The organism is Bartonella grahamii ATCC 700132, assembly GCF_000518085.1.
Classification (GTDB): domain Bacteria; phylum Pseudomonadota; class Alphaproteobacteria; order Rhizobiales; family Rhizobiaceae; genus Bartonella; species Bartonella grahamii.
Map to the genome: position 1 here is coordinate 158,660 of NZ_KI912377.1, position 16,322 is coordinate 174,981.

A 16,322-nucleotide genomic window follows, 5' to 3' on the forward strand; every position below is an offset into this window, starting at 1 on the left:
AGAACGCTATTGGTTTACCAATTTATGTGCTTGTTTTAAAGAGATGTTTCTTAAGGCTCCTTAAGCTTATTTTACCATGATTCCTCGTGAATCATATAATGCTAAACCCGTTGAGTACCGCTATTTTTACACTTATGAAAGAGCAAGTCGGCATCATCATTATAGTTTAGCTTGCCCTCAATGATTGCAACAATCTTAGCACTTGAGGCAGTTTATTGTGAGCATTTTAAAGTCCTTTCTCAATAATTTTTATCCACACACTCATTCCGCTTATTTCGTGCAAGCGAATGATTTTGATAGATTCAACATAAACATATTTAAAATGAGAAAGCCCTATGATATTCAAAATCTTATTTAATATGAATAACGATATATTATCATTATAAATCAATATCTTTTCTTTTTTATAAGGGCTTATTTTACGAACAAGACATATCATCGTTCAGCTAATTTTACATATTTTTTATTTAATAAATATGATCTTGTTTTCAGTCTTCTTGCTTGATGTTGCTATAATTATCGTAATGATCTATCCATGATAATAGCGCCATCTTTTCATTATAAAGGTAAAAGATTAATGTTATTATTAATATTCAATTGTCTATGATTTTTGCATTTAAGCAGCTCATAGCTTACATTCAACTTTTTCACCAATCCACTTTGTAGAGAGTGATCACGTTATTCTTTCTGGTGATAGGTAATTGTGCATGAAACAAAAACGCACTAGAATATCAAATCATTTCATTTTGTACAAAAATTGAAGATTTATAGTAAAAAATTAACGTATTACCATCTTCTGTGATGTTATGCATTTATTACACGCTGCAAATCCGGAGGTGTTGCTTCATTTGAGAGTTGCTTAATCACATCTTCTACAGATAAAAGGGTTTTATTTGTACTTCCTAAGCGGCGCATATTTACGCTATTTGTTTCAGCTTCACGTTTACCACATACCAAAATTACGGGGACTTTTTGTAAAGAATGTTCTCGTATTTTATAGTTAATTTTTTCATTGCGGAGATCTATTGTTGCGGAAAGCCCAATAGCTCTAAGTTTTGCCGTTATCTTTTGGGCATATTCATTTGCTTCGGATGTAATTGTTGCAACAACAACTTGTTCAGGAGCAAGCCAAAGTGGCATATGTCCAGCAAAATTTTCGATTAATATACCAAGAAAACGCTCCATTGATCCAAAGATAGCACGGTGGATCATAACAGGTTGACGTTTTTCTGAATCTTTATCAATATAGAATGCACCAAAACGTTCGGGGAGATTAAAGTCTATTTGTGTTGTTCCACATTGCCATTCACGACCGATAGCATCCTTTAATGTATATTCAAATTTTGGACCATAAAATGCTCCTTCACCTGGAAGGATGCTTGTTTTGATTTGTCCTGCAAATTTTGTTTCAATCGTTTTAAGGACAGATTCCATGATACTTTCTGCATGATCCCATAATGCATCAGACCCAACTCGTTTTTCTGGACGTGTTGAAAGCTTAAGACTGATTTCTTTAAAACCAAAATCAGCATAAGTTGATAAAATAAGATCATTAATACTGAGACATTCATCGGCTAATTGTTCATCAGTACAAAAAATATGCGCATCATCTTGCGTAAAACCACGCACACGCATAAGACCATGTAAAGAACCCGAAGGCTCATAACGATGAACAAGTCCAAATTCAGCAAGTCTAATAGGCAAATCACGATAAGATTTTAAACCATGTTTAAAAATTTGCACATGACCAGGGCAATTCATTGGTTTAAGGGCATAAACATTCCCATGATCTGAATTTTCTGCTACTGGAATTACTTTGAACATATTCTCCTTATACCAGCCCCAATGGCCAGATATTTCCCAGAGTGACCTATCCAGAACTTGTGGTGCATTAACTTCAGCGTATTGATGATCATCAAGGCGTCTACGCATATAGTTGATCAAATTTTGGAACATTTTCCAACCTTTTTTGTGCCAAAAAATCATTCCTGGCCCTTCTTCTTGAAAATGAAATAAGTCCATTTCACGTCCCAAGCGGCGATGATCACGTTTTTCAGCTTCTTCTAGCATATGGAGGTAGGCTTTTAAGTCATTTTCATTTGCAAATGCTGTTCCATAAATTCTTGTGAGCATTGGATTATTGGCATCGCCACGCCAATAAGCTCCTGCGACTTTCATTAATTTGAAAGCATTCCCAATTTGCCCTGTAGATTGCATGTGCGGTCCGCGGCAAAGATCAAACCAATCGCCTTGATAATAAATTTTTAAATCTTGATCTTCGGGGATGCTATCAATAAGTTCAACTTTATAAAATTCCTTTTTCTCAGAAAATTTTTTTCTCGCTTTTTCACGAGACCAAATTTCTTTTCTAAAAGGTTTATTGCGTTGGATAATTTCACGCATTTTCTTTTCAATGATGGTGAGATCATCTAATGTAAAAGGTTGTTGGCGTGCAAAATCATAATAGAATCCATTTTCAATGACAGGACCTATTGTTACTTGCGTTTCAGGAAAGAGTTCTTGCACTGCTTCCGCAAGGACATGGGCGCAATCATGCCTTATGAGCTCAAGAGCACGTGAATCTTCTCGGGTAATAATCTCTACTTGACCAGATTGTTCCAATGGATCCGATAAGTCTCGCGTGATACCATCAAGACTATAGGCGACTGCTTTTTTTGCGAGTGATTTAGAAATGGATTCTGCTAATTCCAAACCAGTCATTTCGGGGGGGTAATTACGTTTTGAACCATCAGGAAAAGAAAGAGAAACAGAGCAAGACATAAAAACACCCTTTTAATCCAATCCCGCTAACGATTGCGGATGGTTTCGTGAAAATTGAGTAAAAAGTTTATAGACTAATTTTTTATCAATACATACGAAAAAAGAAAAGGATTATTTGTTGTGTTTGTCAGAAATTCTCCAGTAACGCCAAGGTTTATAAAAACAGCAAGAATTTCCAAGAGAAATAGGTACTGGATCAAAGCCATCTGTTCCAAAGGGCCCACAACGTATGATACGAAAGAGTCCCATCCATGCACCAGCCCAAAGCCCATGACGTGCAATCGCTTCATATGTATATTCTGAACAAGTTGGGGCATGGCGACATTGATTGCCTATAAGACTTGAAAGTGTTATTTGATAGAAACGTATTAAGAAAATACCCAATAATCGTCCAGGTGTTTTTTGCCAAGTGCCTGTGTAATTTCGAGTCAATTTTTTTTGTCGAGATTGTGATTTGAACATTTATTTTTCTTCAATTTTTTGAATGCAGTCTATCGTTGCATCAAAGGGTAGTAGTGTTGCTGCATGGCGCACTTTATAGTCTTTAATGGGCTGTAAGCAAGAAAAATCCTCAAATGGAGCTTGAGGAGAAGGACCATTTTGCGTTAGCATTTGATAAATAACTTCACGCAATTTTTTAAGATCTTGTGTTGTTTGTCCGATGATATGAGATGCTAAAAGTGAAGCTGATGCTTGCCCTAGCACACATGCGTGTATTTCATGGGCAAAATCCGTAACAATACCATTTTCCACTTTTAAATCTACAGTGATTGTCGAACCACAAAGGTGTGCATGTTTTCTTGATGTTGCATCAGGATTATTAAGACGCCCAATTTTGTCTATATGTGCAGCATATTTAAGTATTTTATCATTATAGATATTATCAATCATGCGCTATGACCTGAAATTTTGAGAGTCGTGATTGTTTAAACTTTTAATTCGCTTATATAGAGATTATACAAAATGAAATAGGTATGGAGCAAATGCTTTGTATAGAGTAAGCTTGGAGTTTTTGAATGCGTAATATTGTTAAAGAAGACGCGAAGGATTCTTTTTTATCTGAAGAAAAGCGTCCGAGTATTGAAGAGGTGGAAGAAGCGATTCGTACATTACTCTTATGGATAGGGGAAAATCCAAATAGAGAAGGGCTTTTAGATACTCCAAGACGTATAGCCAAGGCATATCGCGAGCTTTTTAGTGGTTATAGTCAATCGGTTAAAGAAACCTTAGGTACAGTTTTTGAAGAGGTTTCAGGATACAATGAAGCTGTAATCGTAAAAAATATACCTTTTTATTCACACTGTGAGCATCATATGATCCCAATTATTGGGAAAGCACATATAGCATATCTTCCTAATGAAAAAATTGTTGGCCTTTCAAAAATTGTACGTGTTGTAGATACTTTTTCTCGTCGTTTACAAACACAAGAAGCTATGACAGCGCAAGTGGCCCACGCGTTAAAAACGTATCTGAAGCCTCATGGTGTAGCAGTATTGATTGAGGCTGAGCACATGTGTATGGCTATGAGAGGAATCCAAAAACAGGGCTCTACAACAATTACAAAAAACTTTCATGGTTATTATGAAAAAGATCACGTTGCACAAGCACACTTTATGATGATGATTCAAAGATCGTAGTAAAGTCCATATTTTTAGTAATCTCTATTAAGTTATAAATTGTCCGGATAAAAATAAATTATGAGAAAGAGAAAATTGGCTTGTACCTTTCTTTATGATTTGTTAAAGGCTAAAAACCAAAATGTTTTTCTTCCCACGTGCGGTCGTGGCGGAATTGGTAGACGCGCAGCGTTGAGGTCGCTGTGGGGCAACCCGTGGAAGTTCGAGTCTTCTCGACCGCACCAGTTAGCAGTGAGTCTCTCTGTAATGAGATGAAGTTATGTAGAGAGGGGATTTACGGGCATTATAGAAAAATCTTTTTTGTATGTTATTTGTTGATGTGTTGCTAATAATGTTTCATTTTTTATTACTTTATCTGTACATTTGAAATGTTATATTTTTATCGGGTGGGGGTGAAGTTGCAGTGAGAAGTATAATGATTTTGAGATATTTAACACTTCTTATTTGTATTTCTTTATTGTCAGCATGTAGTGATTCACGCGCTGTGCTTTGGCATGGAGTGCATGCAACTCCTTCTATGACTGCAGTAGAAAGGGAAGTTGAAGGGAACCCGATTTCTCCAAAAGCCATCATTCCAGTGTATGTTGCAACAAGTCGTATGATGCAAAATAATTACGCTCAACCTTATGGTGCAGAGCGATCAAATAAAGTACATTACAATCGCGTTGATGTAGGAATTCCTCAGCAACATATAAAGGGAGTTGTTGAAATAAATGCGTATAAACCTACGCATGATAAGTATTTTGCAGCAGTAGCATTGCAAAAATACGATAATAAAGAACAGTTTAAACAGCAATTAAATGCTGCTTTAGAAAAAAAGCCAAAAGGAAAAAGAGAAATTTTTCTTTTTATCCATGGATATAATAATAATTTTGCAGATGGTACATTTCGTACAGCACAGTTTACACACGATTATTCTTTAAATGTTGTCGCTGTGCATTATTCTTGGCCTTCTGCCGGATCTGTTCCTCTTTATATTTATGATCGTGACAGTGCTAATTTTGCCCGTGACGGATTGATAGAGCTTTTAACACTTATTAGTGAAACCAATGCTGATCAGATTTCGGTTATTGCGCATTCTATGGGCAATTTTGTTATAATGGAAGCATTTAGAACTTTAGCCTTACAGAAAAAATATAAGCCTATTCGTCGTATTACAAGTTTATTAATGGCGGCACCAGACATTGATGTTGATGTATTTGAGCGCCAACTTAATGATATAAAAAAACTTCCGCAGCCAACAGCTATTTTAGTATCCAGAGCGGATAAAGCTCTTGCGGTTTCAGGACGTCTTACGGGTGGACATCATCGTGTGGGCGATGGCTCAGATATTGAAATGTTGCGTAAAAATGGAATAGCTGTTCTTGATTTCTCTCATGTAGATGGGGGAGCTCACAATGTCTTTGCATCTTCGCCAACGTTGATGGCTCTTTCTCGAGAAGGTTCTTTGGCTTCCACAATTATGCAAGGTACAGAATTGTCACCTAGTCAAGCCCTTCTTGCTGATGGTAGTAGTGTGTTGGAGAAAACAACACATCTTATCCTTTATACACCTGTACGTTTTCTCTCTCCACGGATTCCACGTTGATAGTGAAAAGAGAGAAGGGGACATCGAATAATACATTGGAGGTAATATTTTTTAGCACTTTCTTTAGAATGGCTTTGTAAAATGGAAAATAAATAGCGGGATGAATGTAAAAAACAGTTATTAGGTGAGTTTGTGATGATTGCACGGAAACGCTATGTTAATACGCCTACAGTTGTTGATTATTTATCTCATTCCGCAATTAAGTTGTTAGATATTCATGCTATGCTTGTGAAGGTGAGAAAAGGTGATATGGGGGAAAAACCAAATTTATTGCGTCAAATTGATTCTACAAAAAAACAGTTAGATGAGATAAGCCATGCTCTTATTTTAGAATACCGTAAACGCCAAGAAAATGAGCGTTTTTTAAAACAAATTCTGCTATCCATTTCCGATCAACTTTTTGCACTTAACAATGGTTTTAAGGAAACAGGACGTCTTTTTTTTCAAGAAGTTAGAATACTTCAATCTCAGATGCAATGTTTATATGAGGGAAAGGAGAGGCTGCATTTGTTGAATAGTCAAGAATCTTTTTGTTCTCCATCAAAGATTGATGAAGTCATTAAACAGTTACAGAAAGCACGAGAAAAGCTTATTCTTGAAAGCCCACATCTCTTTGAAAAAAGCACAAAAGCTAAACAATAAAAGTTCTTTTAGTTGAGCAGATAGATAACTTGAATTTTACAGTAAAAAACGCTGTTAGATAGAAGGCTATAATTTTTAAAAGAAAAGAATTTGTTTTAATAAATGAAACACATGTATTTTATAATCATACTCTTTATCGCGTTAAAGCTTTAAAAGACTTTGGTTATATCTTTGGTAAAGTTAAGGCTGATGCATTAGGTGGCTTTATTGAAGAAAATATTTGTGGAAAGAAACTTTACAAAAAACTTTCTGATTCTTTTAATAACGGCTCACCGGATAATTTTGCCAATGTTATGGAGTTGTTAGTATATTCATTAGAAACTTAAACTCTAATATTTTCCTTGGTAGGAATTGGCTGAATTTAAAGCATTAAAAAAGAAATTTTATAAAAATAATACGTTTTTTAAATTCACGCCCAGCTCTACCTTCTCCTGAATTTCAAAAGGATTGGAAAATGAATAAGCTACACGTAATTAAAAAATCATATGGTGCCCCCAGAGATTCAATAATTTTAAATAAAATAAATGAGTTATTGCGATATGGGGGAAATTCATCATTATTGATTCCATTAATGTTTTTTATAGCACTATCCCTCATTTTTTTGGAGCTTTTTTATCGCTTCTATAGCTAGCCTTTTGCGATCTGCGCTTTTTGTATAAAGAGATGCCATGTTGTCGTCGGTCCATCCAAAAATTGCCTTGAGTTGTGATACTGTTGCACCAGAATTAGCGGCGCGTGTTGCTGCTAATTTTCTTAAGCCATGTGCTGATTTTTTGATTCCCGCCGCATTACACGCTTCACGAAATAAGTTTCCAAAACTTTCTTTTACGAGTTTATTTCCGTTTTTTCCGCAAATGAATGTTTCATTTCCAATAGGACCAATTTTTAGAGTTTCTGCTAATTCAGGCAAAATGGGTAGAAAAACATCTGTTTGGAATTTACTTTTCTCTGTCTTGAGATGAATGATATTATCTTTGACATCTTTCCAACCAATTCGTACCGCATCACCACGACGCAAACCCGTGTAAAGAAGAACATCAATCCAGACGCGTTCATGTGAACCATGTGACCAATGGTGATAATATTTTTCAACATCTTCTTCTGTCCAAACAGCAAATCCATCTTTGTTGTTGAGAGGAGGTCTTTTTATTCCTAAAGCTGGGTTATTCTCCAGAAGTTCTTGATCGATCGCCCAATTAAAAAGTCCATTAAGTGCTTTTAGAAAATTTTGGGCAGCTGTTGGTTTTTCTTTGCGGCGTTCAACACCCGCTGTAATATGTGATTTCTTTATTTCTCTGTATGGAATGTTTCCTATAGCATCACATACCTTCATAAGGATAAGTTCTCTTTGTCTTTTCGTAGCTTTAGCAAGGCTATGCCAATGAACTTAATTAGTCCTCACTTAAAAAAACATATGGAAAATCAATAAATTATTTTTGATAAAAAAAAGCATGGTGCCCCCAGAGAGACTCGAACTCCCGACCCCCTGATTACAAATCAGGTGCTCTACCAACTGAGCTATAAGGGCGTAACCATGTAGGAGTTAGCACAAACTCACAAAAAGGAAAACAGAAAATTATCAAATTTTGTACATATTAAAAGAAAACTATATAACAAATAAAAAAATAACCAACTTATTTCCTCTTTATACCACTTTTTACAGCAAGGTTGGAATTATCCTTATGTTGATATCTTATAGAATCTTTTATAAGAATTTACCATTTTGCTATCGAATTACGAACCTGAAGACTTTGATTGATGAGCAAGGTATTTTTCTAGCCAGTGAATATTATAATTACCATCAGCAACATCTTGATTATTAATAAGATCGCGAAAAAGAGGTAGTGTAGTTTTTATCCCATCGACGACAAATTCATCTAAAGCACGCCGTAAACGCATCATACATTCTAAACGGGTACGTCCATGAACAATCAGCTTTCCAATCATACTATCATAATAAGGGGGGATGCGATAACCTGAATAAGCACCTGAATCAACACGAATCCCTAAACCTCCAGGTGTATGAAAATGTGTAATGGTTCCAGGTGATGGCGTAAAGTTAATAGGATCTTCTGCATTAATACGGCATTCAATGGCATGACCAGAAAAACAGACATCATCTTGTGTCACTGAAAGCTCGCAGCCTGATGCAATATGGATTTGTTCATGGACTAAATCTATACCTGTAATTGCTTCAGTTACAGGATGTTCGACTTGTAAACGCGTATTCATTTCAATAAAATAAAATTCGCCATTTTCATAAAGAAATTCAATAGTACCAGCTCCACGATATCCAAGTTGGGCACAGGCATTTGCAACAATACTACCAATTTTTTTTCGTTCAGTTTCATTAAGTGCAGGTGATGTAGCTTCTTCCCATACTTTTTGATGCCGTCGTTGAAGTGAACAATCGCGTTCTCCTAAATGAATAGCATTTCCCGCACCATCACCTATGACTTGAATTTCAATATGACGGGGTTTTTCTAAATATTTCTCTATGTAAACAGCGTCATCACCAAAAGCAGCTTTCGCTTCTGAACGCGTTGTTTTGAGAGCTATAGAAAATTCTTGTTCAGAATGAACGACTTTCATACCACGTCCACCACCACCGGCAGAAGCTTTGATAATAACGGGATAACCAATTTCACGAGCAGTGCGTAAAGCATCTGATTCTTCAGTGACTGCTCCATCTGAACCGGGAACTACAGGAATACCAAGTTTTTTGGCGGTCTTCTTTGCTTCGATTTTATCGCCCATGATTCGGATATGAGTAGCTGTTGGACCGATGAATGTAATATCATGGGCTTCTAGAACATCTGCAAATTTTGCATTTTCAGAAAGAAAGCCATAACCTGGATGAACAGCATCAGCTCCTGTAATTTCACAAGCAGCAATAATTTGCTGAATACTCAAATAAGAATCGCGAGCGGGAGGAGGGCCAATACAAACACTTTCATCAGCAAGACGAACATGCATTGCATCTGCATCAGCGGTAGAGTGAACAGCTACGGTTTTTATGCCAAGTTCTTTACATGCACGCAAAACGCGAAGAGCAATTTCTCCCCGATTAGCAATGAGGATTTTTCGAATCATGGTTGCCCCTCGCTTTATTCAACAATAATAAGTGGTTCACCAAATTCAACAGGTTGGCCATCTTTGACAAGAACAGTGGTTACCGTGCCTGAGCGTGGTGATGAAATTTGATTCATTGTTTTCATGGCTTCAATAATAAGTAATGTCTCTCCTTCAGAAACATTTTGTCCTACTTCTACAAAAGGTTGTGCACCTGGTGAAGGTGCAAGATAAGCTGTTCCAACCATCGGAGAGGTTATTGTGTTTTTTGATTTATCTTCTTGGATAGATTGTATAGGAGATTCAGTTGTTGGGACTGGAGAAGATGTTACAGAAAAAGTAGGAGTAGAAACAGGAGCATAGATTGCTTGCTCAGAAGAAGTTAAGGTATTTTGGCGTGAGACACAAATACGAAGCTCCCCTTGTTCAACTTCAATGTTCGTTAAATTGGTATCATTCAAAATTTCAGCAAGATCACGAATAATTTTCGTATCAATTGCGTTTTTTGCCGAATCCATTTTTTTTGTTGCCATTTTATTTCTAACTCCTTGATCAATGAAGATCGTCATTATCTCATTTTATGACCGAATATCTCTAGATTAGGGATGAGATCTTTTGAGGCTTTAAAGATTTTTATTTCCTTTAAATCATTATACTTTGCAATTTAAACTCGTATCTGCTTTACGCAAAATTGCACTTATAAGCCTGTTATCAAAAAAGAGAAAGCATAAAATTACCTCATTTACAGTATTCTTCTTAAAACTGATCAGGTATTCACCGTGTATTGTCTATTGCTTGTTTTAGAGTATCTTGTCTGGCTGCGCCAATGAATATTTTATTACCAATGATGTAAGAAGGTGTTCCCGTAATATGAAGTTTAGAGGCAATTTGGATATTTTCTTTAAAAGCGTTTTGTAGAGTGGGATCTTTTATTGCATTACGTAGTTTTGTCTCATCTTCTCCTAATGAAACAGCTACTTTAATAGCTTTAGCTTCATTTGCGCGACCCTGATACATTAAAAGCGTTTTGTGAAACTGAGGATATTTCTCTGGAAATTGTTTTCGAAATGCGTAGGCAACAGTATGGGCTGCCATAGAATCAGAGCTTAAAATTGGTAAATCCTTAATAATAACCTTTAAATCTGGATATTCTTTTATCAAGTCTTCTATATGTGAATAGGAACTTTTACAATATCCACAGTTGTAATCAAAAAAATTGACAAGCACTTTTTTACCATTTGGGTTTCCCAAAACGGCGTCATGAGGAGAATGAAAAATTTTTTTTTCTAATAAATGGATGACAGAAGTTTGTATTTTATTTTCGTATTCATTCTGTTTTTCCAGCTTATCTTGAAGAATAAGCTGCATTTCAATCAGAACTTCTGGATGAGTAAGAAGGTACTCTCTGACAATTTGTTGAATATGATGAGAATCAGTATGTGGTATCATTTTTTCTTTAAGCTTAGATAAAAAGCTAGAATCTTCCAAAAGTTGTGTTTTAAGCTTTTCTAAGCTTAAATGATTTGCTGTTTTTGAGTGTGATGTTGCGTTTGATAAAGAAGGTAAAAAGATTAAAATACTCGACATAACTGGGACTAAAATTTTTGAAAGAGGTGTTATTTTCGAATTTTGAGAGTGATGAGTCATCTGTATACCTTCATATTTCCTAGTGTGTCATTGAGTGAACTATATGAAAAGCGTTATCTATGTGCAATAAAGCATTTAGCTATAGTGTGTATTTAAGAATGAGAAAAAACATCAATTTTTCTCTAAAAAGACTTCATATGATGAACCTTGGCTTGGCAAGGATTATTTTTTGTAAAAGATAAAAAAAATCTCTTTAATTTGTCAAATGTTGTTTTGATGTATAAGGGTATCAAAAGCTTTTTGTGTGTGTTTATTTTAGGAAAAAGTACGTTGATAATACAATGAAGAACACTTGTATTATTTTTTTCCTATTGCTTTATTGAGTACTGAGAAACAAAATTAAATAATGAAAAGTGAAATTATGAAAACCACAACACATTATGAGCTGTTTATCATTGGGGGAGGGATAAACGGGTGTGGATTGGCAAGAGATGCAGCAGGACGCGGATTTAAAGTGGGATTGGCTGAAATGAACGATCTTGCATCTGGGACCTCAAGTGCGTCAACAAAGCTTATTCATGGTGGGCTTCGTTATCTTGAACACTATGAGTTCAAGCTTGTTCGTGAAGCATTGAAAGAACGCGAGATCATTTTACGTATGGCTCCACATATTGTGCGTCCTTTGCGTTTTCTCCTTCCTTATCATAAAGAATTGCGCCCTGCTTGGATGTTGCGTTTCGGACTTTTTATTTATGATTATTTAGGGAATTGGAATCAGAAATTATGGCGCAGTAAAACAATTAATTTTTCAAAAAAATTTTGCTCTACACTGAAGAAAGAATATCAGAGAGGTTTTGAATATTCTGATGCAAGAGTAGATGATGCGCGTTTAGTTATTGGCAATGCTCGTGATGCAGAAAAGTGGGGAGCTGATATAAAAGTACGAACAGAAGTTCTCTCTTTAAAAAAAGAAGACAATAAATGGCGTATCGTTCTTCAAGACAAGTTAACTAGTAAAGAATATAGTGTCACAGCTTCTTATGTCGCGAATATGACAGGACCTTGGATTGATCATGTTTTGACAAGCATATTAGACTGTAAAGAACATCCACCAGTACGACTTGTTAGAGGTTCTCATATTTTGGTTCCCAAGCTTTATACTCATGATCGTGCTTATATTTTTCAAAATGGTGATGGGCGTATTATATTTGCTATTCCGTATCAAGAAGAATTTACCTTGCTTGGAACAACAGATTGTAATTTTCAAGGAGATCCGGCTGACGTTCATATTACTGATACAGAAATTGATTACATTTGTGCAGCAGCCAGTGAATATTTCATACAACCAGTGTTGCCTGAAACAATTGTCTGGTCTTACTCTGGAGTTCGTCCACTCTATGATGATGGAGCTTCAAAAGCACAAGAAATTACGCGCGATTATGTTTTAAAAGAAATGGGAACAGGAACAACACCAAAGATTCTTAATCTTTACGGAGGAAAGATTACAACTTATCGTAAGTTGGCTGAAGATGCGATGAAATTTGTTGAAAAAGCGCTTGGTAAAAAGGGAGCATCATGGACAGCTAAGACAGTACTCCCAGGGGGTGATTTTCCCTATAATCAATTAGATATAATCGAAAATAAGATTGCTCTTTTGATGCCAGATTTAGATGCTTTTACACATCGCAGGCTTGCACGCTCCTATGGTACGGAAGCATTAGTGATATTTGCACATGGTAAGGCAAATAGAGGAAAAGATTTTGGACATGGGCTTTATGAAGTAGAAGTAAAATGGTTGATGGAAAAAGAATGGGCTAAAGCATGTGAAGATGTGTTATGGCGTCGTTCAAAACTTGGTCTCCTATTTAATGAACAAGAGGTTGATACTCTTTCTTCCTACATGCAAAGTAAACAAGAGATTGAACAACGTTTATGATCATTTCATTTTACAGATTTTATCTGCAATATTGTAAAATATTTCTCTTCAAGAGATACTGGTGTCAGTCATACATATTAAAAAGACAATGATTGTCTATACCCTAATTTTAGTTTTTTTTTGCAAGAATCATAAAATGGCAAAATTAGATAGAATATTTAGGATCAACTTTATCTATCTTATAAAGTGAAATCTAGGAATCTTACCAAGAATAACTAATTGAGAAAAAATGATTTATAGTCAGATTCGTATGAAATAAGGATTTTTGTTTTTTCTTGAGGAGAAGATAAAAGTACTTTCTGTAGCGTTTATTTGCACAATAATTAAAAAAAATCTAAAGAAAATTAAATCTATCATGAAAAATTGTATAATGTGTTAGTTTATCATTTATTATCTTAAACGCTGTGCTAAATCATGTAAAAATAGAGGCTTGATGAGCGTAAGAAGAACTTGTAAATGAGTTTTTTATATTATAGTGAAAATCTTATTTTTTATGTTTATATACCTGAACACTAATCTATGAGAAATGCCATATTGTATTTTATCATGATTGATTGTATTAAACTTTTATATCAATTGAATATAATGGGCTGTTATTATACTCATGATAGTATAAGAGAATAAAACTTTCCGTAAACTAAAAGTAAGTATTTTTCTATGTATAAAGAGAGAGAGCTATAGGGACATGAGAGTAATACCCTCATGATATTTTACAACCTTCCATCGCCTGTAAAATTTGCAGTAGCACCAATGTTGGATTGGACAGACCGGCATTGCAGGTTTTTTTATCGTCTTTTAACGAAAAAAGCACTCCTTTATACGGAAATGATGGTAGCAGATTCTGTCATTCATGGTGTTCGCGAACAATTGTTGGCTTTTAGCGATAAAGAACGTCCAGTTGCATTACAATTAGGGGGGGCAGATCCGAAAAAGTTAGCAGAAGCTGCACGAATTGCTGAAGATTTTGGCTACAACGAAATAAATCTCAATGTCGGTTGCCCATCAAATCGTGTTCAAGCAGGTGTCTTTGGGGCTTGTTTGATGCGACATCCAGACATTGTGGCAAATGCCGTGGAAGCGATGAAACGAGAGGTTACTATACCAGTAACTGTCAAATGTCGGATTGGAGTGGACGAACAAGATGAAGAGTTAGCGTTAGATCTTTTGGCTAATCAGGTTTGGAATGCTGGATGTGATGCGCTCTGGATACATGCACGCAAGGCATGGCTACAAGGATTGAGTCCGAAAGAAAATCGCAATATTCCGCCCCTTAATTATGAAAGGGTTTATAAATTAAAACGTAAATATCCTCATAAATTCATTGGGATAAATGGTGGAATTAAATCGATTGATGAGATCAAAGAACACTTAACTTTCTGTGATGCTGTCATGCTTGGTCGCCAAGTTTATCATGATCCAGCTTTGTTAAAACATATTGATTTTGAACTCTATGATGAGGCTCGAAATAATCTGAGTGAGAGTGATCTTATTGAGGTTATGTGTGATTATGCGGCTCGACATATTGCATCGGGAGGGCGACTTTCTCATGTGACGCGTCACATGATTGGTTTATTTCATGGGCGGGGTGGGGCACGTCGATGGAGGCAAATATTATCAAATGACGCAACAAAATCAAATGCAGATATATGTATTTTAAAAGAAGCTTTTTATGCTCTTATTTAATAACAGCCTGACAATTAACAATATGTTAAAGTTGAGATCCTTTGAGTTTTGATTTCTTTATGATCATTTTGATCCCTTCGATTTTATAAGTTTCTGAAAGTTTGCAACTTTTATTATAGAAGGAATGTTAGAATTTATATATTAAACAACATGCTGATTCTCCTATTTAATAGAGAAATAAGTTAAGAGCATAACGTAAAAATAGTAATAACATATTGATAATATTTTAAATCTTTCATGTTCGTTATTTGATTAGAAAATAGAATATAGAAATCATTGCTTTCATAATATTTAACGTTTTAAAAGCACTGTTTAAAAAAACAATAAATTATTCATATCCTGTGTATATGACGTGATTTTCATAAACATTGTAGATTTTAAAAGGTATCCTTATGACCGCTAGTCCATTTGATGATTTTCGTGCTTTGCTTACAAATTTACCTGTTGCTGATGAGTTTTCTATAATCTTGGCAAAAAAACGGCAAAAAAACTTAACAAAAGAGCACGGAACATTGGGAAAACTGGGAGATATTGCTGTTTGGTATGCGGGATGGAGGGGTACAGAAAAACCTATCGTAACGCGACCTTTGGTCGCTATTTTTTCTGGAAACCATGGTATAGTAGAAGAAAATGTTACACCATTTCCACAATCTATGACACAAAAGATGGTGCAAAATTTTGCATCTGGTGGAGCTGCTATCAATCAAATTTGTATTGCTTATGATCTTGGATTAAAAATATTTGATTTAGCATTGGAATATCCAACAATGAATATTACGAAGGATGCTGCAATGGATGAGCGGAGTGCAGCTGCTACAATGGCATTTGGAATGGAATCCATTGCGGGTGGGACAGATCTTTTATGTATTGGAGAAATGGGAATTGGAAACACAACAATAGCTTCAGCTTTATGCTTAGCATTGTTTGGAGGAGAAGTGGAAGAATGGACAGAAAATGGTATGGAATCAGAAGGTGATTTTTATCAGCGTAAAATCGCAGCGGTTAAGACAGCCATTTCTTTACATAAGGATTATTTTAATGATCCTTTTGAGATAATGCGTCGCTTAGGAGGACGTGAAATTGCTGCTATGGTTGGTGCTATTTTAGCAGCAAGAATAGAGAAAATACCCGTTATTTTAGACGGTTTTGTGGCAACAGCAGCTGCAGCGGTCCTTTATAAAATGCATCCAAAAGCTCTTGATCATACCCTTGTTGGACATGTTTCTTCTGAGACAGCTCATCGTAAACTTTTAAAAAAAATTGGCAAAGAACCACTTCTGGATTTGGGGATGCGTCTTGGTGAAGGGACAGGAGCTGCTATGGCAGCTGGTATTGTCAAAGCTGCTGTTTTAACACACGCACAAATGGTGGTTTTTTAACAAGAAAGTTTGAATGC

Annotated in this window: 12 protein-coding genes, 2 tRNA genes and 1 pseudogene; 7 read left to right on the forward strand and 8 right to left on the reverse strand. The window is 35.6% G+C overall.

Translation table 11 applies throughout. The features are described from left to right. Positions 1-804: 804 nt before the first annotated feature. The 3 genes from thrS to U736_RS0109575 all read right to left on the reverse strand — a co-directional run bounded on the left by thrS (position 805) and on the right by U736_RS0109575 (position 3,672). Positions 805-2,781 carry a threonine--tRNA ligase gene (thrS, locus tag U736_RS0109565; RefSeq protein ID WP_015856445.1) on the reverse strand — a complete coding sequence of 659 codons (1,977 nt, stop codon included), beginning with the start codon at positions 2,779-2,781 and terminating at the stop codon, positions 805-807. 111 nt (positions 2,782-2,892) lie between these two features. Continuing rightward, complete coding sequence (yidD, locus tag U736_RS0109570) at positions 2,893-3,243, reverse strand: membrane protein insertion efficiency factor YidD (protein WP_015856444.1); 351 nt, start codon at positions 3,241-3,243, stop codon at positions 2,893-2,895. Then, positions 3,244-3,672 carry an iron-sulfur cluster assembly scaffold protein gene (locus U736_RS0109575; RefSeq protein WP_015856443.1) on the reverse strand — a complete coding sequence of 143 codons (429 nt, stop codon included), beginning with the start codon at positions 3,670-3,672 and terminating at the stop codon, positions 3,244-3,246. It abuts the gene before it with no gap. Positions 3,673-3,797: 125 nt separating this feature from the next. Between U736_RS0109575 and folE the strand changes: the two genes are divergently transcribed. The 4 genes from folE to U736_RS0109595 all read left to right on the forward strand — a co-directional run bounded on the left by folE (position 3,798) and on the right by U736_RS0109595 (position 6,648). Next, positions 3,798-4,418, forward strand: a complete 621-nt coding sequence (gene folE, locus U736_RS0109580) for a GTP cyclohydrolase I FolE (RefSeq protein WP_015856442.1) — start codon at positions 3,798-3,800, stop codon at positions 4,416-4,418. A 139-nt stretch (positions 4,419-4,557) separates the two neighbouring features. After that, positions 4,558-4,642, forward strand: a tRNA-Leu gene (locus tag U736_RS0109585). A 191-nt stretch (positions 4,643-4,833) separates the two neighbouring features. Further along, positions 4,834-6,006, forward strand: coding sequence for an alpha/beta hydrolase (locus U736_RS0109590; protein WP_015856441.1), 1,173 nt, complete (start codon positions 4,834-4,836; stop codon positions 6,004-6,006). Positions 6,007-6,141: 135 nt separating this feature from the next. Continuing rightward, complete coding sequence (locus tag U736_RS0109595; RefSeq protein WP_015856440.1) at positions 6,142-6,648, forward strand: hypothetical protein; 507 nt, start codon at positions 6,142-6,144, stop codon at positions 6,646-6,648. A gap of 586 nt (positions 6,649-7,234) precedes the next feature. On the opposite strand, the pseudogene U736_RS0109600 reads toward U736_RS0109595, so the two are convergent. The 5 genes and pseudogenes from U736_RS0109600 to U736_RS0109620 form a co-directional block, all read right to left on the reverse strand. Next, positions 7,235-8,035: pseudogene (locus U736_RS0109600) on the reverse strand (tyrosine-type recombinase/integrase); the annotation flags it as partial. A gap of 65 nt (positions 8,036-8,100) precedes the next feature. After that, positions 8,101-8,176: transfer RNA gene (locus U736_RS0109605), tRNA-Thr, on the reverse strand. Between the two features lie 206 nt (positions 8,177-8,382). Continuing rightward, a complete protein-coding gene (gene accC, locus U736_RS0109610) occupies positions 8,383-9,741 on the reverse strand; it encodes an acetyl-CoA carboxylase biotin carboxylase subunit (RefSeq protein WP_015856439.1) in 1,359 nt (452 codons plus the stop codon). A gap of 14 nt (positions 9,742-9,755) precedes the next feature. After that, on the reverse strand, positions 9,756-10,253 hold the full coding sequence (accB, locus tag U736_RS0109615) for an acetyl-CoA carboxylase biotin carboxyl carrier protein (RefSeq protein ID WP_015856438.1): 498 nt from the start codon (positions 10,251-10,253) through the stop codon (positions 9,756-9,758). A gap of 241 nt (positions 10,254-10,494) precedes the next feature. Beyond that, positions 10,495-11,367, reverse strand: a complete 873-nt coding sequence (locus tag U736_RS0109620) for a DsbA family protein (protein WP_015856437.1) — start codon at positions 11,365-11,367, stop codon at positions 10,495-10,497. 346 nt (positions 11,368-11,713) lie between these two features. Between U736_RS0109620 and glpD the strand changes: the two genes are divergently transcribed. From glpD to cobT, 3 genes are all read left to right on the forward strand, one after another. Beyond that, entirely contained in the window at positions 11,714-13,243 is a 1,530-nt protein-coding gene (gene glpD / locus U736_RS0109625) for a glycerol-3-phosphate dehydrogenase (protein WP_372440013.1), read from the forward strand. 702 nt (positions 13,244-13,945) lie between these two features. Continuing rightward, positions 13,946-14,926, forward strand: a complete 981-nt coding sequence (gene dusA / locus U736_RS0109630; protein WP_015856435.1) for a tRNA dihydrouridine(20/20a) synthase DusA — start codon at positions 13,946-13,948, stop codon at positions 14,924-14,926. Between the two features lie 392 nt (positions 14,927-15,318). After that, entirely contained in the window at positions 15,319-16,305 is a 987-nt protein-coding gene (cobT, locus tag U736_RS0109635; protein ID WP_015856434.1) for a nicotinate-nucleotide--dimethylbenzimidazole phosphoribosyltransferase, read from the forward strand. Positions 16,306-16,322: the final 17 nt, after the last annotated feature.